The organism is Bacteroides sp. ET489 (assembly GCF_030518095.1).
In the GTDB taxonomy this organism is placed as follows: Bacteria; Bacteroidota; Bacteroidia; order Bacteroidales; family Bacteroidaceae; genus Bacteroides; species Bacteroides ndongoniae.
Genome location: NZ_JAULLJ010000012.1, coordinates 20683 through 43846, shown reverse-complemented (window position 1 = coordinate 43846; position 23164 = coordinate 20683). Strand labels below are relative to the sequence as shown.

At 48.3% G+C, this 23164-nt stretch carries 18 protein-coding genes; 2 read left to right on the top strand and 16 right to left on the bottom strand.

All coding sequences use genetic code 11. The features are described 5' to 3' along the window. Positions 1–28: 28 nt before the first annotated feature. The 10 genes from Q3C19_RS08745 to Q3C19_RS08700 all read right to left on the bottom strand — a co-directional run bounded on the left by Q3C19_RS08745 (position 29) and on the right by Q3C19_RS08700 (position 16559). Positions 29–1027, bottom strand: coding sequence for a hypothetical protein (locus Q3C19_RS08745; protein WP_302728677.1), 999 nt, complete (start codon positions 1025–1027; stop codon positions 29–31). A gap of 14 nt (positions 1028–1041) precedes the next feature. After that, positions 1042–3294: a DUF4906 domain-containing protein gene (locus tag Q3C19_RS08740; RefSeq protein ID WP_302728675.1), complete on the bottom strand. Its 2253-nt coding sequence runs from the start codon at positions 3292–3294 to the stop codon at positions 1042–1044. 18 nt (positions 3295–3312) lie between these two features. Beyond that, positions 3313–5529, bottom strand: coding sequence for a FimB/Mfa2 family fimbrial subunit (locus Q3C19_RS08735; RefSeq protein ID WP_302728673.1), 2217 nt, complete (start codon positions 5527–5529; stop codon positions 3313–3315). 33 nt (positions 5530–5562) lie between these two features. Continuing rightward, complete coding sequence (locus Q3C19_RS08730; RefSeq protein WP_302728671.1) at positions 5563–6732, bottom strand: FimB/Mfa2 family fimbrial subunit; 1170 nt, start codon at positions 6730–6732, stop codon at positions 5563–5565. A gap of 76 nt (positions 6733–6808) precedes the next feature. Then, positions 6809–11197 (bottom strand): hypothetical protein, encoded by a 4389-nt coding sequence (locus Q3C19_RS08725; RefSeq protein WP_302728669.1) that lies wholly within the window; start codon positions 11195–11197, stop codon positions 6809–6811. 170 nt (positions 11198–11367) lie between these two features. Further along, positions 11368–12168, bottom strand: coding sequence for a DUF4469 domain-containing protein (locus Q3C19_RS08720; RefSeq protein WP_302728667.1), 801 nt, complete (start codon positions 12166–12168; stop codon positions 11368–11370). Between the two features lie 96 nt (positions 12169–12264). After that, on the bottom strand, positions 12265–13623 hold the full coding sequence (locus tag Q3C19_RS08715) for a hypothetical protein (protein ID WP_302728665.1): 1359 nt from the start codon (positions 13621–13623) through the stop codon (positions 12265–12267). Positions 13624–13715: 92 nt separating this feature from the next. After that, on the bottom strand, positions 13716–14645 hold the full coding sequence (locus Q3C19_RS08710; protein ID WP_302728663.1) for a hypothetical protein: 930 nt from the start codon (positions 14643–14645) through the stop codon (positions 13716–13718). Continuing rightward, on the bottom strand, positions 14642–16000 hold the full coding sequence (locus tag Q3C19_RS08705; RefSeq protein ID WP_302728661.1) for a tetratricopeptide repeat protein: 1359 nt from the start codon (positions 15998–16000) through the stop codon (positions 14642–14644). The genes Q3C19_RS08710 and Q3C19_RS08705 overlap by 4 nt, the downstream gene beginning before the upstream one ends. Positions 16001–16022: 22 nt before the next feature. Continuing rightward, complete coding sequence (locus tag Q3C19_RS08700) at positions 16023–16559, bottom strand: DUF3575 domain-containing protein (RefSeq protein ID WP_302728659.1); 537 nt, start codon at positions 16557–16559, stop codon at positions 16023–16025. Between the two features lie 138 nt (positions 16560–16697). Between Q3C19_RS08700 and Q3C19_RS08695 the strand changes: the two genes are divergently transcribed. Further along, positions 16698–17612 carry a helix-turn-helix transcriptional regulator gene (locus Q3C19_RS08695; RefSeq protein WP_302728657.1) on the top strand — a complete coding sequence of 305 codons (915 nt, stop codon included), beginning with the start codon at positions 16698–16700 and terminating at the stop codon, positions 17610–17612. 296 nt (positions 17613–17908) lie between these two features. Here Q3C19_RS08695 and Q3C19_RS08690 read toward each other — a convergent pair whose 3' ends face one another. After that, a complete protein-coding gene (locus Q3C19_RS08690; protein WP_288179845.1) occupies positions 17909–18844 on the bottom strand; it encodes a site-specific integrase in 936 nt (311 codons plus the stop codon). Between the two features lie 216 nt (positions 18845–19060). On the opposite strand from Q3C19_RS08690, the gene Q3C19_RS08685 reads away from it, so the two are divergent. Further along, complete coding sequence (locus tag Q3C19_RS08685) at positions 19061–19420, top strand: YbaN family protein (protein ID WP_302728654.1); 360 nt, start codon at positions 19061–19063, stop codon at positions 19418–19420. A 59-nt stretch (positions 19421–19479) separates the two neighbouring features. Here Q3C19_RS08685 and Q3C19_RS08680 read toward each other — a convergent pair whose 3' ends face one another. The 5 genes from Q3C19_RS08680 to queD are packed head-to-tail and all read right to left on the bottom strand — an operon-like array spanning position 19480 to position 23078. Then, positions 19480–20058 carry an LUD domain-containing protein gene (locus Q3C19_RS08680; protein ID WP_302728652.1) on the bottom strand — a complete coding sequence of 193 codons (579 nt, stop codon included), beginning with the start codon at positions 20056–20058 and terminating at the stop codon, positions 19480–19482. A 2-nt stretch (positions 20059–20060) separates the two neighbouring features. Next, the gene (locus tag Q3C19_RS08675; RefSeq protein ID WP_277121206.1) at positions 20061–21443 is read right to left on the bottom strand and encodes a lactate utilization protein B; all 1383 of its coding nucleotides are present in this window, start codon (positions 21441–21443) and stop codon (positions 20061–20063) included. Continuing rightward, entirely contained in the window at positions 21440–22180 is a 741-nt protein-coding gene (locus Q3C19_RS08670; RefSeq protein ID WP_071149909.1) for a (Fe-S)-binding protein, read from the bottom strand. Before Q3C19_RS08670 ends, Q3C19_RS08675 begins: the two co-directional genes overlap by 4 nt. Before the next feature lie 33 nt (positions 22181–22213). Beyond that, the gene (locus tag Q3C19_RS08665) at positions 22214–22759 is read right to left on the bottom strand and encodes a radical SAM protein (protein WP_288912037.1); all 546 of its coding nucleotides are present in this window, start codon (positions 22757–22759) and stop codon (positions 22214–22216) included. Further along, complete coding sequence (gene queD / locus Q3C19_RS08660; protein ID WP_022162108.1) at positions 22746–23078, bottom strand: 6-carboxytetrahydropterin synthase QueD; 333 nt, start codon at positions 23076–23078, stop codon at positions 22746–22748. The genes Q3C19_RS08665 and queD overlap by 14 nt, the downstream gene beginning before the upstream one ends. Positions 23079–23164 lie beyond the last annotated feature (86 nt).

Sequence of the window (23164 nt, the reverse complement as noted above, 5' to 3'; positions counted from 1 at the left end):
ACATATATATATAGTCTCAACATTCAAATCATTTTATTTGCCATCCGTCCCAGGAATCGTCGTCCACATTGATGCCGGTATCGGTATATCCCGCATACTTCACTTGAAAGTATCCCTGAATGACACCATTAAATTCCAGTTGTGTCTGCGTATTTTGCTTAATATACAGCTGATCACCGTTATAACTTCCTTTTAACGGATAGGTAAAAGTACCAGTGGTGGTACGTACGACGATGCTGCCGTTCAGTGCCCCAGGCAAAAGGTTGATGGTAATAACATGATGCCCGGTCGGGTCAATAGGCTGCCCGTTTCCATCGGTCATCGCATTCGCAACAGGCTCAGTCAGCCAGGTTAGTGTCTGCGGATCGGCCATCTTTATCTCGCCCCTATCGTTATCCGTCAGGTAAATACGGGTCGGAGTGTCGTCCACCTGCAGAGTAATGTCTTCTACAGTTCCCTCAAACTGGTCTTCCAGCACCCCCATATCGATGACAAGCCTTCCATTGAGACGCTCCAGCTGAACGTCCTCACTGACGGTTTCGCCGCTTACCACCCATCGGTTGATGACTTTGCGGAAAATGTCCCCATCGGGGACTTCCCTGTCGGGCATCTTCGTGCCGGGTTCCTGTCGCAAGATGGGCAGATAGTCTATCATCTGTTTGTTAAGGTCGCACGATCCTTGTCCGGGTGTTTCCTCGGTAAAGAGTGCTGTCCCGACACCTTCCAGTCGGGGCACACCGAGAAAGACAAACTTATACCACTGAGGCTTCAAGCCGGTCAATTCCACTTGCCCACCCGTGATGTCAACAATACGATTGCAATGCAGTTCATCAGCGGCATGTTCAGGTTTGCGTTCACCCAGATAGAGGCGAAACAGTTGCGTCCCGTCGCTGACTTCTGCACGCGTACTGAGGCGAAAGACAGCCGCCGGTTCTTCCACCTGTCCGACAGAAGCTGCATCATCAGTACAACCTGCCGCCAGCAATGTGCATAGGCAGGCTCCCAAATACAGATATCTCAAATTCATAATCATCACATCATTTATTGTTTAGGCATTACATCCACATCGTCCTCATTCCACTCATCGTCCACCGTAACCCCGCCTTCATAGCCGGCATCCTCATTTCCTGTCCAAGCTCCCTTACGCCGGCAACAGATCACGTTATATTGACGGTCGCGCATGGCAAACGACTTTTCACCACTGCCCATCTTCACATAAAAGGCACGTCCGGGCACTTCGGCCGTATAGCCTGCCAAATAAGGAGTGGAAGAGTGAAACTTATCTTCACTGTTCTGAAAGAACACATTGCCCCGTCCGGCATCGTGCATGGCACTGTAAAGCTCAGCCAGTTCGTCAAGAGCCGGCACATACCACACTATTTCCTCGTAGTCGATGTATCCGTTTCCGTTTCGGTCGCGATTCTTACCAAGCACATATTTAATCATGTGGTCATCGGGGATACGGTTGACAACCGTTTCCAGATCGGTAGATCGGGGATATTGGTCGGCCACCGTATAATAGCCGTTATAGGCTCCCCAATAAATGCCGGAATCGGTACTGTCATCATCAGGGTCCTGCGGAATCTTCACAGCTTCCTGATAGAGCTTGCGGGTATTGGACAATCCGTCCCAGCGATCGTTGATCATACCGGTCATCACCGGATTGGCACCATACATCAGAAAACCCCACGTAAGGTTTTTCTCTTCCAGCTCATACTCCACAAAGTATTCATTATAAGACGTAACCTGCCCCAACAGATTCTTGACAGGCATGCGCACCACCTGCGCCGGACGTTGTTTTACTTCCAGACGATACGTACTGTTGTTGCCTTTATCCCTCAGCACCACATAGCCTGTGCGCCACGAAGCAGGATCGGTCGTATTGTTCAGACTTTCATCTGCCGTCAGGTTCTCCGGTATATATTCATCCGTATGTATATAGAAATACCCTGCCATGGCTCCCTGTCCTTCCATACGGCTGGAAGCAATCATATTCGGATCCAGCTCATTGCCATCAGTTCCCATATAGGTTTTCCCGGCAATGCGAGGACGATATTGCGACGAAAGCGACACTTCCAGCCAGGGATGCTCGTCAGGATTTTCCACGTAAACTTCCCATCCGGCAGTATTGCGGGTATAGCCCAGGCATCGCACCGCGTTGCAGTGTGCATCCAGCGGATTGTTAAAGGCCGGAGTGATTTGTGCTCCGTTCAGTATGGTGGCACTGACACGGGTATCCAGCTTGTTGCAGGTTTTGATTGTTGCTGTTATGTTATAATGACTGTTGCGCACCACATTGAAGTCACTATAATTGTTTTCACCCAGGTAAATGTCGTAGGTAGCCGACTGCGTCGTACGGCCTTCATCGCTGACGTATGTCCCGCTTACCTGTATGTAGGTAGCTTGTGGATATGTTCTGCCCACTTCGCCTTTCATCGTTTGCCACATCTCTTCATTATCTGCAAATTTCAACCGGTAAACCTCATCCGATTCCCGACCTTGCCGATTTTCAAACAGATAAAACCGAGCAGAGACTCCAGCGGCCAGATCCTCTCCTTCTGTCTGAAGCAACAAGGATCCTCCCCAGAAACCGTTGCCGTCTCCGGCAGCTGTGGCAGCATCTGTACCAGCCGCAGTCGGATCATCCTGCACCCGCTCCACCAGGTAAGCTCTATTGGGGATATTATACACCTTTACATTTCCCAGATAGAATTTATCCGTTTCATCCTCCGGGTCAAATTTAAGCGCAAAATCTACTCTGGCGGCCATGCGCTTCACCCATATTACGTTCACTTTTGCCTTATCCGAAAGATCAGCTTGCCCGATTCCCAACGTTCCATGCATCACCATACTGCCGTTGAATGCACCGTCGGGCTGAGTGATGCTGACAAGTTTATTCTCCAGATCCTGCACGCTGCCGATATTCTCATCCCATAATTTCTCGTAATTGCAGACAGCATGCAGCAGTACAGAACCCTTATCGACAGGCAACATCATGCGAACTTCCTTGTCGGGATATTCCAGATCCTGCTGATAACGGGCCAACAATGAAGTTCCGTCGCTGTTAAAAGCATAGATAATGACATGCTCCACCCGACTGTCCGCCTCGGTCGAAGTCTCTTCCGTATAACTTGCGTCTTCCGCACGTGTCTCCACCAATTCCATGCTTTCGGCACTGAGCACGATGCGTATGCCTTCTCCTTGTGCATCGGATGAGGGTAGATCTTCCCACTCCCTGGTGCATGCGGCAAACAGCAACAGGCAAACAGCCAGACTTGTCAGATATCTCATCATATTCGTTCCTCCTTCTTTTTAGTTTGTATAGAATTGACGTATCGGGCGTGCATACAATTTATCATCCCTATCGGCTTCCTGCAAGTAATTGGTCGTACCGGCCGGAATATAGAGCGACTCGTTGATGTCATTGTCTTTAATGGTCGAACACCAATATTTATCTCCCACTTTCATATTAAACAAATCCTGACATGCTTCTCCGGTTGCTCTATACGGGTTGATATAATCTGCCACTCCCCACATTTCGTGATAGGCAGGCAGACACCAGATTTTGTTCTCATCGGACGTATAAGTCCCATCCGCCGCAATCTCAATCACTTCTTTCCGCAGCTTCTGTAAAATGGATTCCACATAGTTTTCACCTCCCAACGAGCCTTTCTTATATCGGTTGTAAGCATTTATGGTATTTACCGCTCCGACCCAGTAATCGGTTTCCGTCAGGTCGCCGGTAATATTTAATGGTATAGAACTCCAATACCCCCATCCCACAGCCGCAGTATCGGTCCTTACCATAGCTCCAGTCTCTTTATCGAAATGACATCCGTAGTCCAGGCGGGCAGCGGCACGGAAACCGTTAGGAACATCCTTGGTAGCCCCCGCATAGATAGTAAGCGCATTATATTGCCGCACCAGAAGCCTGTATGGTTCAACCGTTCCCGATGTATAGATTTCAATATAGGCCGTACGATAGTCTTTTTTCAACTTTTCCACCATATCTGCTGTTTCAATATAGTATTTACCCGAGCCTTCCAGCGTTCTCTGCACGGCAAAGTCATTCAATACCACAGTAAGTATCCTGTCATCCCCATTCGGATCGGTTATCTCGCTTTCATATCCCCCTGTAGGTTTCCCCTCAGCATCTGTTACGGCAAAATGAATCCAGTTTTCTTGAGGAGTTTCTGCCTCATACGCACCGACCTCTACACCAGAAAAGGATGCCTTATTTGTCTCATTGTAATAGCACACCTTCAAACGCCATTCTTTTACAGGCGATGAGGCCTGCAAATAAACCGGAAATTCCGTTTCGGGCGCATCGAAAATGTAAACGTTCTGATTGTAGTCACTCTCGATACGGGCAGGTCCTATCACCGTAGGAAAAGAATTGTCAACCTTAATGTCATTCCACTTGATGACATTTACCTGCAGTATGTTTCCACTCAGGTCGGCCGGCTTATCACCGTCAGTAGAAGCGTCGGACAGTTTCTTGCCGATGCAATAAAGTTTGTTTTCATCGATGGAAAAGATTTGCTTCCCCTCACTGTTTTGAATGGTGTAAGTCTTGACAACCACATCCTGATACTTCGTACCATCTCCGGTGGTATAAGAACCCAGTAATTCCAGTTTCAAGGTACTTTCCTTGCTTTCCGCAAGAGGAAGAAGGAAAGCTCCCCTCAGCAGAGAATTGTCCACGGTCTGCAACTCATCGGTCTTTATACCCGCTTTCGTATAATAGCGTCCTTCAGCATCCGGCGTATAACTGTCTGCTGTAAGGTCAACTTCAAACAGCACCTTATCATCATTTACCAAAGGCCCGGAACCATACACGGCATTACCCGCAGAAACGTTCCATAGAGCCATCTGCGTATTCTGGCTACTACCCAGACTGATGCGCAGGTCCGTCACCGTTGCCTTTCCTTCATTTGCACTGCCAAAGTCCACCCAACAGGGAATATTCTTCAGATATGCCAGCACACCGGCCACCTTTCGGGTCAAAGTCACTTCCACATCCACTACATCTTCTTCCTCGGCCACAGTGCGTGTGACATAGCCTGCAAAGAACTGTGCAGTAGCCATATCCGCCTTTCCCTTACCTGCGGCAAGTCGGGCCATACAATCTCCCAAAGTGCCCCGATAGTCAGCCGTCAGTCCATACACACTGCCGGCATTGTCGTCTGTCCCTATTGCCAGGAAAGTATAACTTCCCGCACTGAGGTCGGTACTGATCCAGTAGGTCTGCGAGATGTCACCCTGCCAATCCACATCTTCAGAAAGGATACACTTAGCATTGGCATCCGTACCTTGAAAAACATACAAACAGACAGCCTTCACATCACGGTAATCCACTTCGCTGCTGTAAAGATTGCTGCGGGTATCTGTCCCGGCGCTGAACGAAAGAAGAATCCCCTTCCCGTCCGGATTGTCCTCGCAAGTGCCGCAAACCGGCTCGTCCTTGATACACGAAACAGCCAACAGAGCCATAACGGCCAACATACATAAAGTCCTTATTCTGTCCATAGTTGCAAAATGCGTATTATACACTGTTATCTGTTATTGTTGTTCCTTTATTTCCAAATCCTCTTCGCCTGCCCAGCTCGGATCAATAGTAATATCCACATCAATGCCACTCCCTTCCAGATCCACATAATTTTCCGGACTGCCTATGGCATAGAAATGATTGGCTACGATAGGAAAGCGAAATGCACTCTCGGTGTCTATGATGCCGGTACCTCCACCCGTATTGCCCTGATCCAGATCGTCATCCTCGGGCAACTTGGCCCGCCAGTAGTGCAACACATTGCCGGCAGCATCCACTGCCTCAATGCGCAGGGTGTAATCATCAATGCCGGGAGGAGCAGCAGCCGGCAGCACATAACCTCCTCCCGATATTTTTTCATCGACACCAGGGTTCGCATCAGACAAGGGAAGACTGAACAATACCTGTCCATCGGCATCAACGGACGGGCTATCAATATAATCCAAGAATACAGGGGTCTGCTGACGCTCTACCAATGGCATCTTCGTATTCTGCTTTGTATAAAGCGAAAGACGCAGTGCGTCAACCGGCTGGCCGTCGATGGCCGAAGGCACGTTCCTGAAAAAGCCCATCACACCAGCCACACGCCGCCAAAGTTCGATGGTTGTTTGTGTGTCGTTGCCCGTCGGGATAAAGGGCTCTGTTCCGACATAAATCTCAGAAGTACGTATGGAGGCACTGGACTGCCCTTCGGACAAAGAAGCCAGCGCACTGCCCAGTGTGGAACCTTCGGCCAAGGCATCGGGAAAGCCAAAGGCAACGTCTGCCCCCCCACTCAGCCCTATGGCCAGAAACGTATAGGTCTGACCTACCCTGAATCCTTTATACTTCAGCGTATAAGGCATCTGAGCCGTGTGATCGGGCAACGTCCCCTGACGTTCGAAATACTCTTTCCAACCTATATTTTCACAAGCCACATATTGTGCCCTGGTGCCTTCGCCGAGGAAGATATACAAGAAGACCGTCTCGGCATGTTGCGTACCTATCAGTTTGCCGTCTTCGCTCTCAACCGGATAAGTGATGTTTCCCGTACTGCCGTCGGCTGTAAGCGAACGGTTGCTCACTGTCAGCATCAGCGTGACACGGCCTTGTCCGACACAAGCTTCCGATGCAGGTTCCTCAGTGCCTGCACAGGCAGTCAGTACGAAAAGAATTATTCCGATATATAAAAGTCTTTTCATCATGAGTTTCTTCTTTCTTCGCAATTTATTATCACTACAAGCAAGCTGTAAGCTTCTTATTATTCATTCTTTGTTTCCATCATTTTCTTATCAGGCATAATCTTCCCGATTGTGTGTCCACCAGGCCGAGATCCAGATAAGTAAAGGACCCGCTCAGCGGATAGCGACGCCCCGTCAGGCAATCCAACAACACCCAGTCGCTCCACGCGTCGCCCGCCGCGTGGGCCAGGGCAAGAGTAACTTTAGCCTTTTGCTTCAGATGCAAGCCGACGGGAATCTTCGTTCCTCCACGGCGCTGTTGGATGCTGAGTGCCTGCCCGTCGGCCGTAGTAAATACGGTCACGGCTGGCTGCATGTCGGCATCGACCAGGAGCTTTGTATCCTCGCCCGTACGGTAAGCATCTGCCGCCGACGCGGAAATGCGCACAAGGCACGAACTGCTGTGCCCGCCGCAGGTAGCCGTAAGCCGCAGGCTGTTATGGCCGGTAGGGAGGCTTCGCGTCAGGGCACGGGTAGCAGAAGCCGACGAACGGGATATATTGTAACCTGGCATCTGCTGCTGCATGTCGGCTGTGAAAGTAACCGTCAGTCCTGTGCCAGACGTCGTGGTTGTGACGTAAAATGCCTGCATGGGAGCAATGTGGGTATAACCCTCTTCTGTCGCTATCACTCCCCCCTCGGCCTTCGAAATGGTAATGTTGCTGACTCCATCGTTCAGCGTCACTGCCGAAAGGCCCGGATTGGCTTGCAGAAACTTCGCAATATCAATGTGCGTCAGGAAGGGATTGCCCACCACAAACGTATTACCTGCTTTCTGATTGTTCACGCTGACCTGATAATCTGCTTTTCCTGTCATGTCGTCGGTCAGCAAACGTCCGATTTCGGAAGTGGTACGAACCACGGGTTCTGTCAGTCCCGTACTGTGACCAGCAGCATCGAAGTAAGTATATTGGGTATGAGTCTTAGGAAAGCGGAAAGTCGCAGCTCCGTCGGTACGCACAGAAAAGCCCATACCCGGACGATAAGGCTCGGCCACGGCATTGAAGGGAGCAGTCCAGTTCGTCTGGTCCACACCCACTTCGACAGTCTGCAGACTGCCGTCCTGACCTACAATTTTGCCCGGAGCCGTGCTGCTCCAGAAGCGCTGGAATACACGGGGAGTGAATCGGCTCTCCGGCGAAGTCATAGGGGTGAGGGAAGTGAAATAGGCCTCGGTGCTGTGATCGCCGCCAAAACGTGCGGGGACAAACAGATCGCCCGTCACCATCTGCTTCAATGGGGCCGACAGCATGTAGTAACTGCCCGGCTGCAGCGAATGTTCTACCCAGGCATAATCGTACCTATCCAGATACTGCGTATGGACAATTTCGCCGCCATCGGCTATGTGCAGGTTGGCACAATAGTTTTCATCCGCTTCGGCCAGTTCCGGATATCGGACACAGTTGCCGGGGATAATCACGTTGGTACAGGTCCAGGGGGCACCGTCGGTCCAGTTGTTCCAATTGTTCCAGTCGGTATCGTCGGGAGCCTGTTTCCAAGTGGTCTGGGTGGGATGCAAAGCGGCATGCACGCCATTATACAAAGTCACTCCATCCTTACGGATACTAATGTAATAATCTCCCGGTTCCATATCGTATAAGGTGAATCCATGATTCTCGTCCAATACGACATCGCGTCTGACACTGCCTCCTCTGAAAGCATCATAACAAACAAGCGTAAACCCTTTGCCCACCACAGTGTTCCACACCTCGTCACCTCCTCCACTAATCCGGGTAATGTCTATCCGGATGGTAGATGTTCCGCACCCGTGCTCAGTCTCGGCCTTAGCCTCATCAATCGTAAAGTCAATGACCGGCGGCGTCGGATTCTCTTCGTCCTCGGCACAGTCCGGAATGCCGTCACCGTCGGTATCACGACGAATGTAAGCACCATAAATGTGGATAATGTCAAGTAGGTCAAGCACAGCCGGGAAAATAATCCGTACCTCATCAAACTCTGTAGTAGGGGTAGTCTCCACATAAGCTTTCCCATCATAGCCTATCAGGTCCAGACCAAGAACTTCGCCCGAAGTCGTCCCGCCTGCAAGCCCCACTCGAACTCCCTGATTATATACTTCCAATTTGGTTCCGCTCAGGACGCTGATGTCATTCAGCACAAAAGCCGGATCGCTCACGATGAAACCGACTTGTGTGCCCGGCTGCATTTTGTCAAACTTCACCGCTACTGTCGTACCGCCCAGCAGAGTGGTAGCAGATATTGTTGCATAACTGTTTTTATCGTCATCGATGATGTAACTCAGGTTATTGAACGAACCAGCTACGGTGGCTCCTCCGCCGATCTTTGTCTCCTCATAATTAATTTCGGCACCGTGAACGGTGGTCAGCATTTCGATGCAGGCATCCGAAGCGTCGTACCCCGAACATCCGCCGTCCTCGCTGCCATCCTCATAGAAAGCATTGTAAACACGCCAGGCATTGCCCAAGTCAAGTTCGAGTACGCCGGACGACCATAACTCAATGCGGTCGAACGTCTTTGTGGTAGTGAACCCCATCCGTACTTTGTTTCCCTGGCTGCCAATCAGATCGGCCGATATAAGATTATTCGCATCCGCAACACTACGATCGACTTCTGCATCACCCTTATAAAGGACTATGCGGAAAAACTGCAGTGCACCGACTCCCAGAAACGTACTCTGCGTCTGCATAGTGAAACCTACCCGCATGGGATGCGATTCACTGGCTACGATTTCCTTACCTTCGCCCAGTCGGACGCCGATAAGACCGATATTATTGGCTATGCTCAGTTCCTTACGGTATGTGGCATAATCATTCGGATTATCGTTCACCACATTACCTATACCTTCTACATCCTGCGTACTGATAAGGCTTCCTCCTCCTTGGGGAATATAGGCTTCGGCATTCAGAGCTTCCCCGATCAACTGATTGCAATTGTCTCCAACAGAAGCTGTAAGGCGGTGGATGGTGAAGCTCACGGCCTGACTTTGTTGCTGGCCCGAGGCATCCGTATAAGTATAGGTCCCGTTCAATACATAATCGCCGTCCACAGTCATGCCGATAATCTTGTTCTGTTCGAGGTCAATAGAAGGGGCACTTCCCGAAGGAGCCGTCGCAAGCGACCATGACACACTGCCTTCCGACGGTTGCGGCAAGTGATAAGAATTACCGTTGATGGTTACGTCGCCCGTGGAAAAATAAGACGAAATATCCGGCTTTACAGCATCACGGACATAAGCATAATAGAGAGTTGTCCCTCCAATATTAAGATCCAATCCGGTAAAACGAATCTGTATCTGCGAACAGGGCTCCTTCACCGTGATGCCCATCAGGCTTTTTCCGCCTCCAATGGCCGAGACACCTAACAACCCGGTAGCATCGACCACAATTCGTTCTACTTCTTTACCCTCCTCGTCATACGTACGAAACTCAATGCCGTTCAGCAATCCCACCTGCAGCACATTGACTTCATTCATGTAAAATCCGATTTCAGTTCCTGCTTCCACCGTCTTCCCCAGGTTGACCGTCATGCGGGGAGTGTCTCCCAACAGATCGCCCAAACCGCCGAGCAATTTTATTATCAGTTCCATGGTCACCCCGTCCGACGTATTCGCATCCACCAGTTTCTCTCCGTAATCCTGAAGCAGAGTACTGGTAAGTTTGGTATTCAAAGAAGCGTCGGGAAAGTAAACGCTCCCGTTGTAAACAGGTTTTACCTCGTTGTCACCCACAAAGAAATAATACAATTCAAGGTTTCCCAGCACATCCAGCACATCTGCATCTACTCCGCTGAAACCTATCGCCACTTCATCAAAAGGTTCGGTGGTCTGGAACGACAGGCTTTGAATGCCATCGTTGTTAAGCGTACTAAGCAGGTTCAGATTCAGCACATTCGTATCCCCGCTTCCGCCCACCATGTAATCCAAAGTTTTTTCACCCTTATAATAAGTCTGTATCCAAAAACCTTTCAATAAGTCAACGTTGAGCAACGTAGGATTGCTCATCTTATAAGTAAAGCCAACAGTCTGCCCACCGGCATAGGTCCGTTCCAGATCGCGTACGGAAACTATCTGATTGGCTATCAGCTGCACGCCTGCCACATTTTTACCCATCACAGCCGGATTGGTGAGATCCGTATCCACCAGATTGTCCATGCTGCTTTTGCCACTCAAATCGACAGCACTGACAAGCTGGTTGGCAATGTCGTCCACCACCCTGCCCTCGCCCACCAGCGGTACGCGACAGTTGGCCGTCCATGTGCCGTCAGCATTCTGCTTCAGCGAAGAAGTGGCATTCAGGGCACGGGTCACTCCGGAAGCATCGGGCACGGAAGCGGAAGGGAACGGTGCAAACTCCTCGTCCTGACAAGCACTCAGGACAAGCGTTGCAACTAACACAATGGCGGTGATAAGTCGGGAGATGATTTTCATTACTTTATTTTTTTTCGTTATCATATTCTGTCTGCGATTTCGCACAGACGCGCTCTCATTCATTCATAGCTTATTGCCACGGGGGCAAAGGAGCTCTTGCCACAGGGGCAAGGGGACCTTTATCGCACCGGCAAGGGAGCCCTTGCCATACCTGCAAGGGAAACGGTTGCCGCAGCCTTCCGGAAAAAGGAAGCTTAGCCCAGCGGGTCTTCGCCTCCACCTTCCTGGCTGTCGCCGCCGGCAGAGCCACCCGATGTAGGAGGCTTGGTGCCTACGTAGAGTGTCTTCTCCACGCTACGCGGATTCTTCAGCGGCGACGAAGAGTTGCCGCTGTACTGCGTAGTAAGCCGCAAGGTATAGGTACCAGCTGCCAGCTCGGCAGGAACAATGAAAGTCACCGTAGAAGGCTTGTTCACCACCCAAAGGTCGGTCGTCACCTGCGTCTCGGTGCCGTCGGCATCGACCAAGACCAGTCCCACTGCGGGATCCTTGCCTGCCAGCTGGATATTCTTTCCGCTGAGAGTAAAGGCCCGTCCCGGAGTGGCACTGGCATCGGTAGCACGAGTGGCAACGTCCTGCATGCCGCTGACAGAAATGGCAGCTTCTTTATTGCCGATGATGTTGACAGTCGTATTTCTGATAGCTTCGCGCAGATCGGCACCCACGTTGAAGTTCACCACAATAGAATTCTCCTCCGGATTCCACAGACCGCCGGTCACAATGCCGCGAAAATCGACCGAAGCATGATAAAGGCCGGTATTGACATTATAGCCGGTCATCAGCAGACGCTTGATGACACGCTTCTCCAGTTCGAACACATGGAGGATGGTTTCGGGACGCAGACCGGAATCTTCGGCCTTCATCTCTGCCAGAATGCGTTCCTGACCTGCCGAACCCAGCGAAACGGGTACAGCAATCTTGTCTTCTGCATTGTCGGGAGTCAACGCATTATCAGCCAACTGTGCATTAATCTGATATTTGATGTCTTCTGCCATGGTTATTCTTGTTTTAAGGATTAATAGATTATTGATAAAGTAGGATGCGCATTGCTCGCACCCTACTCCATTGATTAAAGATATAAAAGGAGATATTTATTCCAGACCCATGTCGTGGATCACTTCCCAAGCGTCGTTGATGAGGACTGTAATCTCGTCTGTAGAACTGAGGTCGATAGGTTTGTCTTCATCATCACCACCAGTTTCAGGTGCTGAATCAACTTTCAACTTCTTTCCGATAGAATAGAAGTTGTTGCAAAGAATATCATAATTCGTTTTAGTCTGAGGAGATGCAAAATTATTGGTAGTAACGTTCTTAGTAGCTAAAACATTGGCCGATTCATCATAGAAAATAACAGATAAAGTCACCGCACCTGCATCCGTAGCATGTTCGCTATAAGGCAATATATAGCAACCACCGAAAAGAGTATTATTAAGTGCGACAAAACTTTCAGGAGCTGTATAACCTGTAGCTGTAAGGTAACTCTTACCATCCTTACTAAATGTATAAGTATCACCAGGTTTTACAGTGCTGAGATTAGAAGTATTTTCTGAAGTGAATTCGAAGGTCAGCAAGTCTTCACCGTTATCATAACCGTCACCTTTCACACCATTATAGCTCTCGTTAGAAGCCAATAAAGTATTCGGGAACTGGAAACCTTCGGCTTTTTTATTAGCCTTCACTACAATTTTCGTTACTTTGGCCCATTTACCTTCATACCCTTCAATTTCAGATCCATAAGTTTCGGATGAAATATAGGCAGGTACATTCTTAAAATAGCCTAACATACCGGCAACCTGACGGGTCAGCTCGATAGAAACCGAAGAAGCAAATTTGACACTTTGATTCTTCCCCTCTTGACCTGTTACTACAATATCCACGTCCTTATAACCGGCAAAGACCTCTTCTCTCTCGAAAGTACCTTTAGCACTATTGCCAGATGTTTTAAACAGACCTTTGATGGATTCCTCAGAGGCAGTTGCATACGGGAATGACGTATTATATCCTTCCGCTACAATGCGATACTTCTTTGCAGTTGCACTAAGGCCGGAAACTTTGATTTTAGCTACTTTTTCCTGACGATCTACATCACCCGGCGTACCAAGGGCACTCTCAGTGCCAGTATAGGATAATGTCATGTCACTTACGGTATAATCTCCATCTACCTTAGTAAGAGAGATCCCAGAAGCTTTAGTCCAACTACTTCCATCCGTTGACGAATAAAAATGCAATACTACTTTGTTCACATTGTTACCGGCCTGCGAACTGCCCACCGGACGTGCAACCCTTGTAGAACCTACACCCGTATTCGAGATGGCAATCTCGATTACATCTTCTGTGAGACCCATAGTCCCGTTTTCACTACCTGCAGCCGGAATTTCTTCCTCACTGCTACATGCCGTAAACGCCAAAGCTGTGGCGAATGCAGCCATCATTAAATAATTCTTCTTCATTGTTTTAAGAATTTAGTTAATAATATAGGTTAATAAACTTCAATCATTCAATCGTTATATCGACACATTCCGGACCCAATACTCCGCACCACTTACTCCAGTCCCATATCGTGTATCACCTGCCAGGAATCATCGACCAAAGTAGAAATGACAAAGCCACCCGAATCGGCATCGTACACATAACGCAACACGGTAATCTCGTTGCGCCTCATGGTGATGTCCACATTGGCCGGCACAGTCACAGGCACACTCATGGAAGGGTCGTCGAAGAAGCGCACATAAACGGTACTCTTCTCACCGTTAACCGCAGTGGGCGACAAATACGTATCCGTCACCACCCGGCTGGAGGGATGATCCGACCAGTCGGACTCTACCACCACATACTCGGTAGAGTCTGGCTCGTAAGAAAAATGATAATCCACCTTACCACAAAGGTTGGTAATGGCCTTACGGCTCCAGTTGATATCGGTTGGCAGGTTCACACCCTCGATAAGCAACTTACCCTTGATGCGCTCCAACCGGACAGTATAGTCATAGTTCCACTCGTCGTAAAGCAACGTGTCGCAGGTCATATAGACATCGTAACCTTCCACATTGTTATGATGCAGACTATAAGTACCCAGCTTCCCGTCGGCCAGGATACCTTCCTCGCTCTCAATGTTGGCCCATACCAGCAGGACATACCGGCCGAAAGGCAAATCCTCGGGCAAATAGGCCGTAGCCAGACGCGCATCGCCCTGCACCTCGTGCAAATGCTGTACGCTGACCGTCTGCTGGCGGTCGATGTCGTAAAGCACATAGAACAGCTTCTGTATATAGGAACGGAAAGGCAAGTTCTCGTCCAGCCGATGATCCAGCCCCGTAACATTCTCTACGGCATCGATATTGAAGTAGTTGATGTCCTTGATGCCGATTCTGACACTGAGAGGCGGACAAGGCTGCAAGTCGTCGCGAATACACGATGCCAAAAGCAACCCCGCCATCAGGACCAGCAGCATGGAGGTATGTTTCCATCGTTTCATCGTGCCGCCTCCTCTCTGATTTTAAGCTGTTTGCTTTCCAAGTCGGGGTAACGTTCCGGCAACTTCTGCAACAGCGTACGTGCCTCGGCCTCCATACCGGCACGCAGATAAAGATAAGCCAGATTGTTGATAGCCGTCTCACAGCGAGGGAAACGCGCGAGCAAAGTACGATATACCTCTATTTTCTCGGCATCGGTCTTCATCAACGTGGCAGCACGCAGCAACTCCTCCTCGTTGAAAGCATCGGGCCGTTTGGCATACATGTCAAGCACCTCACGGTCGGTAGTAAAACTACGTATAGTATAAGAATAAGTATATTCTACCTTGCGGTCTTTGGCCAGATATTTCTCACGGATGTCCTGCCAGCAGGCCAGACGCCTGATCAGCCGCTCCTGCGCATCATCGTCTTTGTCGGCCAGGCGTTGCAGAATATCGGCCACACGGGCCGTATCGGGATGCGAGTCGAGTTTCATGGCCCGAAGCACAGGCTGCCAGCCCTCCGGACGCGAATCTATATGGATACGCTCCATCTGTCTGTCGGTCAGCCCCAACCGATGAGCCACGTACTGCATAGCGGCGTTGGCACGATTGCGCGCCAGTGCAGTATTGAACTTCAGCGAACCGTCGGCCGAAGCCATACCATAGACAGTAAAGCTGTTTACCGTAGCCAGCGTATCGGTCAGCACAGGGGTAAGTGCCTGCAACATGCTGTCCAGTTCGGCACGGTTGTTGCCCATATCCAAGTCTATGTCATAAAGGTTGATGGCAAACTGCAAACGTGCTTCTCCCTTTCCCTCAACAATTTTAGGACGGATGGTGAAAACAGGCTCAATCCACTCCACATAGGCCAATGCCCGCACAATGGAAGCCATTTCAAGCGTATCAATACCCGTACACTGTCCGCATCCGTCTGTCGAAACCACAGCAACAATCCGCGCCGTATCCGCCGAAGCAGGCAAAACAACCGACTCATGATAAGATAAGGTAAAAGCAGCGGTAGCATCGTCCACTTGCCGTTTCTGCTCTTTATAAGGGTCATGATAACCTTCCAGAACCTCCTTACGTCGAAGTTTATCGGCATAAATCCCAGCTTCCACCACAACCGGATCATACTCATCATATACACTGTCGCCAACCATCAGCTGAGGTGTAATGACCAGCCGCGATCGTTTCGACAATGTCTTTTCGGGAATATGGAAATTCAGTTCCATTTCAGCCCGGTTGTCTGTACCGGAAGTCAACTGGCAATAAGCCGGGGTAACAGTAATAGCAGTTTCAGCTACTTTCCTCTGCGTGTTACACGATGCACACAGGCAAGCAGCAGCTACAATAATATAACAAAAGTGTTGTCTCATACTCAAAGAATATTTCTCTTACTTAGAAGATATAAATGAACGAAACGGCAGCCTTGGTAGGGCCAAAGTAGTTTTTCCTCCGGTCTGTCTCACACTTGATACAATGTATGCGCGGGGTTTCCTTAAACCACAAACGCGCATAACCTATTCCGAAGGCAGCTTCCAGGTTCCAGTGAGGCGAAAGAATCCAGTTATAGCCATAGGTCACTCCCCCACCGGCCAAATATCCGTCATAACGTTTCTCACTGAATCCTCCATAAAATTGTGCGCCGTGCAGATGCAATCCGAAGAAATGTCCCTCAAACTTTTCACATAACCAATATTTCACTTCGGGCTGCACCAACCAGAACCTCATTTTTTTGTCATCCTTGAATGTCCAGGGGTTATAAGCAGCTGATAATTCGAGTGTATATTTCGGGCTCAAAGCTACTTCCACACCCAGATTTGGAGTAGTCGCCGCCCAATATAGGGCATTAGTCTTCAACGCCACATCTTGTGCACGAACACTCTGCACCATATACATTACCCCTAATAATAGAAGTAAAAAAATACGCTTCATATTTATTTTATTTGTTTTATTGCATAACGCACCATCTATCATTCCTCCTCTTTGTAAGAGGAAGAATCGCCTGAAATCCATAGTGTATATATCTGATAATCAGTTAAAAATAAATATTAAATTTAAACATAAAGTGCAATGAAAGTTATACAAAACAAATTTGATGGGATAAAGTACAAAGCAGAACATCTAATATGTGAGAACTACATATCTGATGAACGAGCTATTTGGGAAGTAATCGAATTGAGCAAAAACCAAATGATTCTTAAAGAAGCTTTAGAACGTTCCACACTTTTATTTGTATTAACCGGAAAGTTGGAAATAGCAACAGATTCTGTTTTAAAACAAAAAGTCGAAGCCTCAAAAATGTTTTTAATTCCTATTGGGGGCAATTTTTATGGTCATGTATTAGAAGATACGATAATGCTGCGTTGTTCTTTTACCAGAAACATAGCTTTATGCAACAAATTTTCAATAGAACAATTACAAAATTACATACAGCCAAATGCAAACATGAATTCTAGTATTGCTTCATTACCCATCCACCCACTATTATTAAAAGAGCTTGAGGCTACCCGTGATATACTTAATATCGGTCTGTCATGTATTCATTATCAACGCATAAAAATGGATATGATTTTCATAGAATTACGTGGACTATACTGTCGGGAAGATCTTGCAGCAATGTTTGCACCAATGCTTGGAAAAGATGATGATTTTAAAAGTAAAGTGATGCAAGTGTATTCTCATGTGAATACTGTAAGTGAATTAAGCAAAGTTCTTAATATGTCTCCCTCATGTTTCAAACGTAAGTTTTATGATTCATTTGGCACTTCAGCCAAACAATGGATGATTCAGAAAAAGAAAGTAAAGCTACTGCGTGATATTATAATGAGTAAGATGTCTATTGCAGAATTAGCAGAGAAATACAATTTTACGGCAAATTACTTGACCTCATTCTGCAAAGAGCATTTTGGGAAAGCCCCCACGGAACTACGTGCGGAATGCTCAAACGAAATAAAAAGGAATGCGGATAAAGACTCCAGTTTATGACATATTACATATTATATAATAAGGATATGAAATAAGCAGGGAATCTAATCTCGAATCCTATTTATATATCAACGGCTGTTGTAACATTTTAGGAAATGGACGTTTTTCGTAGATTTTTAGTCCATTATTATAGGTCTCTTTCTTCATATTATTTCTAATTTTGCAGCCGAAAACAAGATGACCCTTCTATGTAATTCTTCCTCTTACAAAGAGGAAGAACTGCATTTCCTCTGCAAAATTACTTCTTTTGCATGAAATGCCCCAACTTTGTTAGAAAATAAAAAACACCATATATACTATCGCATCAGTGACTTAATGAGCTTTTCGTTAGCCGTAGCAATGATGTCGGTATCCAATGCTGCAAGATAAATAGTCGTTGTTTCTATATTGGTATGCCCCATGGCCTCGCTAATTATAGTATCGCTAATGCCACATGCCCTGGCCAACGAAGCCCACGTATGGCGGCTAACATAAGAAGTCAAAGGCTCATTCAAATTTATAAGCTTGGATATACGTTCAAGACGTTTGTTGTAAAGCCGCAAAGCACTGGCATATACTATAGGAGTATCTCTATGACCGTCAGAAAGAATTGGAAACAAATAAGAAAATTCTCCTCCCTTTGTTTCGTACCGATCTATTATTTTCTGAGCTAAAGGAACTATTTTCACCTTTAATGTTTGATTGGTTTTCCGACGTCGATAAACAATGTATCCATTCTGTAACTGACATTTCTTCAAATAAGCCATGTCAACGAACGGCATTCCCTGCATATAAATACTAAACAGAAAAAGATCACGTACAAACTCCAATGCCGGATCGTTCAAATGAATATTAACAATCTGCCTAACAACTTTCTGCGACAAAGCTCGTTTTCGCGTTTTTTCCTGCCCTGTAAAAACCTTACGAAACGGACGTCTCTCGTTTTCGATAAAATCATCATCCCAAGCATAGTTATAAGCAGCACGCAACATACGCATATACAATGAAATGGTATTCATTTTCAACCCTTTCTGAACCAAGAAATCCTGAAAATCCTTCATAATACAAGTTGAAATATCCATAATAGAGATAGGCAATCCCTGACGAAAAGCCATAAATTGCTTCAATGCACAACGATAATTAGCCGCTGTTTTATATTTTCCCTTCCTGCTAAAGTTTTTAATACGTTCAGCGACCAATTGAAAGAAGTCCTTTTCCCCCATAGACAATGGTAATTCTGTTTTTTTTCTCATATACATATTCTCGTATAATTGTTAAGCATTAAACGAACTTACAAATTAAAACTAAAAGGAAGTGAAAATATGTCAATCTATAGTATAAAAGAACACCTATTATCCAATCATGACAAGCGAAACAGAGCAGACTTTAATCAATGAAAAATCGGCAAACATAAAAAAATTCTCGACAGCACTCCTCCAATCACTGCTAATACATTATCTTTGCGCACCATGAAGACCCTCTACATCATCCTCGGAAGCCTGTCGCTCGGGCTGGGAGTAGCCGGCATCTTCCTGCCGATACTGCCCACCACCCCCTTTCTGCTACTGACGGCAGCTTTCTACTTCCGTGGCTCGCCACGCCTGTACGACTGGCTGCTACGACAAAAGCGGCTGGGCCCTTACATCCGCAACTTCCGCGAACATAAGGCCATACCGCTTCATGCCAAAATCGTCTCCGTAGGCCTGACGTGGCTCACCATCCTCTACTGCGTAGTCTTTCTGCTTCCGCAAGTATGGCTGAAGCTGTTGCTGCTGGCGTTGGCCGCGGGCATCAGCTGGCACATCCTGTCGTACAAGACGCTGAAATAGTTTTTCTTTCAGTTTCCGCTCTCGTTTTCTTGCTTCTAAGCCCCCTTGTGTGTGCAGCATTACTTCAGCACCACCAGCACCTTGCGGGCTCCGTGGGCCCCCATCACCAATGCCTGCTCGATGTCGGCCGTCTTCGAAGGACCCGAAATGAAAACCCCATAAGGATAGGTCTCCGACTTCAGAGCAGCATAGGCTTCGTGCATGTTGTTGACAAGGCGGTTGCGGTCGACAACGATGAGCAAGGCCTCGGCTATGAAATAGAGCAGCTTATGCTTCACGGCCTGAGGTATCCACACAGCGCCGTTTTCGGCCACTCCTATCTCACCCGGAACAACAGCCAGATCAATGCCGTTCAGCTCCTGCGCACGTTCCAAATCGTCAGGATTGAGCGTAGCACATGTTACTTCGGGCAGGTTCGAAGCAATGCTCCGCGCCTCGGGGAAGTAAGTACGAATCAGCGAGTCGAGGGTGTCGCCCTCTTGCCACAAAACGGCATTGCCTCCCACCTGACGGCTGACATCGCAAAACTGACTGATCTTGTCTGCATAAGTCGTTGCCTTCACCGCCCACTGAGGATAATCGAAACGCTGGCGGGTGTTGAGGCGTATCTTGTTTAAAATTTCATCACGGCTGCTCATGGTTATTTCTCCTCCTTTCCTTGAACTTTATTCTTCTTCCACATTTCGTTGAACGACTCGGAAGCAAACTTGGGCAATTCACGTCCCTTTCCCCAGTCGTTCAGTCCGTTGTACTTCATAAACCGAGGCAAGGCATTCACCATCGGAGCTGCCCACAAAGCAGCATTAAACAGGTGCGGACGCTCCATCAGGAATTCCATACCTTCCGACATGTATTGTTTCTCGGTACTGGCCTTGCCGATGGCTTTCAGACCCTGACGCCATTTGTATATCTGCTCGCCCAGGTCAACCTTGGCCGGGCAAACGTTGGAGCAAGACAAGCAAAGCGAACAAGCCGACAGGTTGTCGTAGTACTTCTGCGGGTCGTGAGCCATGCCCAGATTGATGCCGATGGGACCGGGGATGAAGTAGGTGTACGAATATCCCCCACTCCGCCGGTAGACAGGGCAGGTATTCATACACGCTCCGCATCGGATGCAGTTCAGCAGGCGGATGTGGTCGGCATTGGCCAACATCTCTGTACGTCCGTTATCTACGATGATAATGTGATACTCACCACCCTGACGAGGCGAGCGGAAATGTGAAGTATAGGTAGTGCTGGGTTGTCCGGTGCCCGAACGTGCCAGCAAACGAGTGAAAACACCCAACGCATCCATGTCGGGCACAATCTTTTCGAGCCCGAAAGCCGATATGTTCAGCTTAGGACAGGACATGCCCATGTCGGCATTGCCTTCGTTGGTGCACACCACCACATCGCCCGTCGAGGCTACTGCGAAGTTAGCCCCTGTCATGGCTGCATCCGCATTCAGAAAGATATTACGCAGATTCTTGCGGGCTACGTGCGTCAGATAAGTAGGATCATAGTTGCCTTTTTCGGCTCCCATCTCTTTTTCGAAGAGCTCGCCCACCTGCTGCCGCTTGATGTGGATAGCGGGCAACACTACATGGCTGGGCGGCAGGTGCATCAGTTGTAGAATGCGCTCGCCCAAGTCGGTCTCTACAGTATCGATACCTTTCGATATCAGGAAGGGATCGAGTTCGCACTCTTCGGAAAGCATGGACTTACTCTTTACAAAGCGCTTCACACCATGGCTGCTAAGCAGGTCGTAGATGATCTGACGATATTCTTCGGCATCTTTAGCCCAATGCACAATGGCGCCGTTGGCTGTTGCATTCTTTTCAAACTCTACCAACAACTCGTCCAGGTGGCTGTTGGAGTATAGTTTCAGCTGGCAGGCCTTCTCGCGCAAGTCCTCCCATTCGGGCAGCTCACGGCTTATCTTATCTCGTTTGGCACGCACCATCCAGAGGGTTTCGTTGTGCCATGCCACCATGTCCTTATTCTGAAGGAACTTCTCGGCGGCTTTTGAATGCTTGGTACTCATAGTTGTGAAGCTAATATTTCGACAATATGAATGGTTTTCACGGGCAAGTGCTCACGATCGATGACACCCTGCATGTGCATCAGGCAAGAGCTGTCGGCACCGGTGATATATTCGGCTCCCGTCTCCATGTGATGTCTGATTTTATCCTGAGCCATGCAGACGGATACCGCCTGCTCTTCGACGGCAAACATACCTCCAAAACCGCAGCACTCGTCGGGATGAGCTGGTTCGAAGACTTCGATCCCCTGCACCATCGACAGCAGGTCGCGGAGTTTGTTGTAATAAGGAATGTTGCGCTCGCTGGGCGATGAAAGATTCAACTCGCGCACGCCGTGGCAGCTGTTGTGAATACTCACTTTGTGGGGGAAGCTGGCTTTCAGCGAAGAAGGCTTCAGTACATCGTGTACAAACTCACACAGGTCGTATATTTTCCCTGCACTTTGACACTGATGCCCTTCGTGCTTTAAGATGCCGGGATGATTCAGTTTCACAAAGGCCACACAACTAGCCGAAGGGCCGACAATGTAGTCGTAAGCCTTGAACAAATCCTCGAATCGACGGGCCATTTCCGAGGCTTTGTCCTCGAAACCCGCATTGGCCATCGGCTGGCCGCAACAAGTCTGGTCGAGCGGATAATCGACGTCCACACCCAGGCTTTTCAGCAGTTTGTAAGACGCCACTCCCACTTGCGGATAGATGGCGTTGATATAACATGGAATAAACAAACCTACCTTCATGGGTTCATCAGATTATAATGTATTGTTAATCATTTATTGAATATTGATCAGCTTATGCGTCTGCAAGCTAAGCCTCCAACGCGGATGTTCCAGGACGCAAGCCACCGTCTCGGTCGTGTTCAGACACGAACAAGGCTGAAGGAAGAAATGTCTGGCAGGCAGTTGCTCGTAACAGCCCAAATCCTGCCCTTCGTACACCACCTTTACTTCGTCCATACGCGTCAGCCTCAACTCTCCACCCTGCTTGGGCGAACAAGTCACCCAGTCGATGTTCGCTGGAAGAGGACGGGTGCCGTTGGTTTCGATGCAGACGTATTTTCCTGCCTCGTGCAAACGGTCGACAAACGCCTCGTCGATCCACAGCGAAGGTTCGCCACCCGTCAAAATCACCATCGTAGAAGGATATCGGCTGACTTCGGCCACGATGTCGTCGTCGGACATCATCACTCCGCTTTCGTGCTGCGTATCGCAAAAAGAGCACTTCAGGTTGCAGCCCGAAAAACGTACAAATACCGCAGGCGTACCCGTGTGAAATCCTTCGCCTTGCAGGCTATAGAATATCTCGTTAATCTTTCTCATAGACAGCCATGTTTGACTCAGACTCCTGCACTTCAACTTTAAAACAGGTGGGTATCTGCTCACATACCCAGCGGGCTATGTTTTCGGCTGTAGGATTAAAAGGAAGTACTTCGTTCAGATTGCGGTGATCGAGTTTCTCTTTCACCACCTGCTTGATGTGGCTGAAGTCGACTACCATTCCGTCGGCATTCAGCTCCTTCGAACGGCAATACACTGTGATAATCCAATTGTGACCATGCAAATTCTCGCATTTGCTACGATAAGAAAGGCTCAGACTGTGTGCAGCCGATACCTCCATGCGTTTGATAACTGTATACATACGACTTGTTAATACTCTGATTAATAGAACTTTTTTATCGATCATTGCATCTAATGTCACCTCAATGCGCCAGCAAAAATAATAAA

Coding starts and splice junctions, on each gene's coding strand:
- Q3C19_RS08745 (WP_302728677.1), bottom strand. CDS start 1,027: ATGAATTTGAGATATCTGTATTTGGGAGCCTGCCTATGCACATTGCTG.
- Q3C19_RS08740 (WP_302728675.1), bottom strand. CDS start 3,294: ATGATGAGATATCTGACAAGTCTGGCTGTTTGCCTGTTGCTGTTTGCC.
- Q3C19_RS08735 (WP_302728673.1), bottom strand. CDS start 5,529: ATGGACAGAATAAGGACTTTATGTATGTTGGCCGTTATGGCTCTGTTG.
- Q3C19_RS08730 (WP_302728671.1), bottom strand. CDS start 6,732: ATGATGAAAAGACTTTTATATATCGGAATAATTCTTTTCGTACTGACT.
- Q3C19_RS08725 (WP_302728669.1), bottom strand. CDS start 11,197: ATGATAACGAAAAAAAATAAAGTAATGAAAATCATCTCCCGACTTATC.
- Q3C19_RS08720 (WP_302728667.1), bottom strand. CDS start 12,168: ATGGCAGAAGACATCAAATATCAGATTAATGCACAGTTGGCTGATAAT.
- Q3C19_RS08715 (WP_302728665.1), bottom strand. CDS start 13,623: ATGAAGAAGAATTATTTAATGATGGCTGCATTCGCCACAGCTTTGGCG.
- Q3C19_RS08710 (WP_302728663.1), bottom strand. CDS start 14,645: ATGAAACGATGGAAACATACCTCCATGCTGCTGGTCCTGATGGCGGGG.
- Q3C19_RS08705 (WP_302728661.1), bottom strand. CDS start 16,000: ATGAGACAACACTTTTGTTATATTATTGTAGCTGCTGCTTGCCTGTGT.
- Q3C19_RS08700 (WP_302728659.1), bottom strand. CDS start 16,559: ATGAAGCGTATTTTTTTACTTCTATTATTAGGGGTAATGTATATGGTG.
- Q3C19_RS08695 (WP_302728657.1), top strand. CDS start 16,698: ATGAAAGTTATACAAAACAAATTTGATGGGATAAAGTACAAAGCAGAA.
- Q3C19_RS08690 (WP_288179845.1), bottom strand. CDS start 18,844: ATGAGAAAAAAAACAGAATTACCATTGTCTATGGGGGAAAAGGACTTC.
- Q3C19_RS08685 (WP_302728654.1), top strand. CDS start 19,061: ATGAAGACCCTCTACATCATCCTCGGAAGCCTGTCGCTCGGGCTGGGA.
- Q3C19_RS08680 (WP_302728652.1), bottom strand. CDS start 20,058: ATGAGCAGCCGTGATGAAATTTTAAACAAGATACGCCTCAACACCCGC.
- Q3C19_RS08675 (WP_277121206.1), bottom strand. CDS start 21,443: ATGAGTACCAAGCATTCAAAAGCCGCCGAGAAGTTCCTTCAGAATAAG.
- Q3C19_RS08670 (WP_071149909.1), bottom strand. CDS start 22,180: ATGAAGGTAGGTTTGTTTATTCCATGTTATATCAACGCCATCTATCCG.
- Q3C19_RS08665 (WP_288912037.1), bottom strand. CDS start 22,759: ATGAGAAAGATTAACGAGATATTCTATAGCCTGCAAGGCGAAGGATTT.
- queD (WP_022162108.1), bottom strand. CDS start 23,078: ATGTATACAGTTATCAAACGCATGGAGGTATCGGCTGCACACAGTCTG.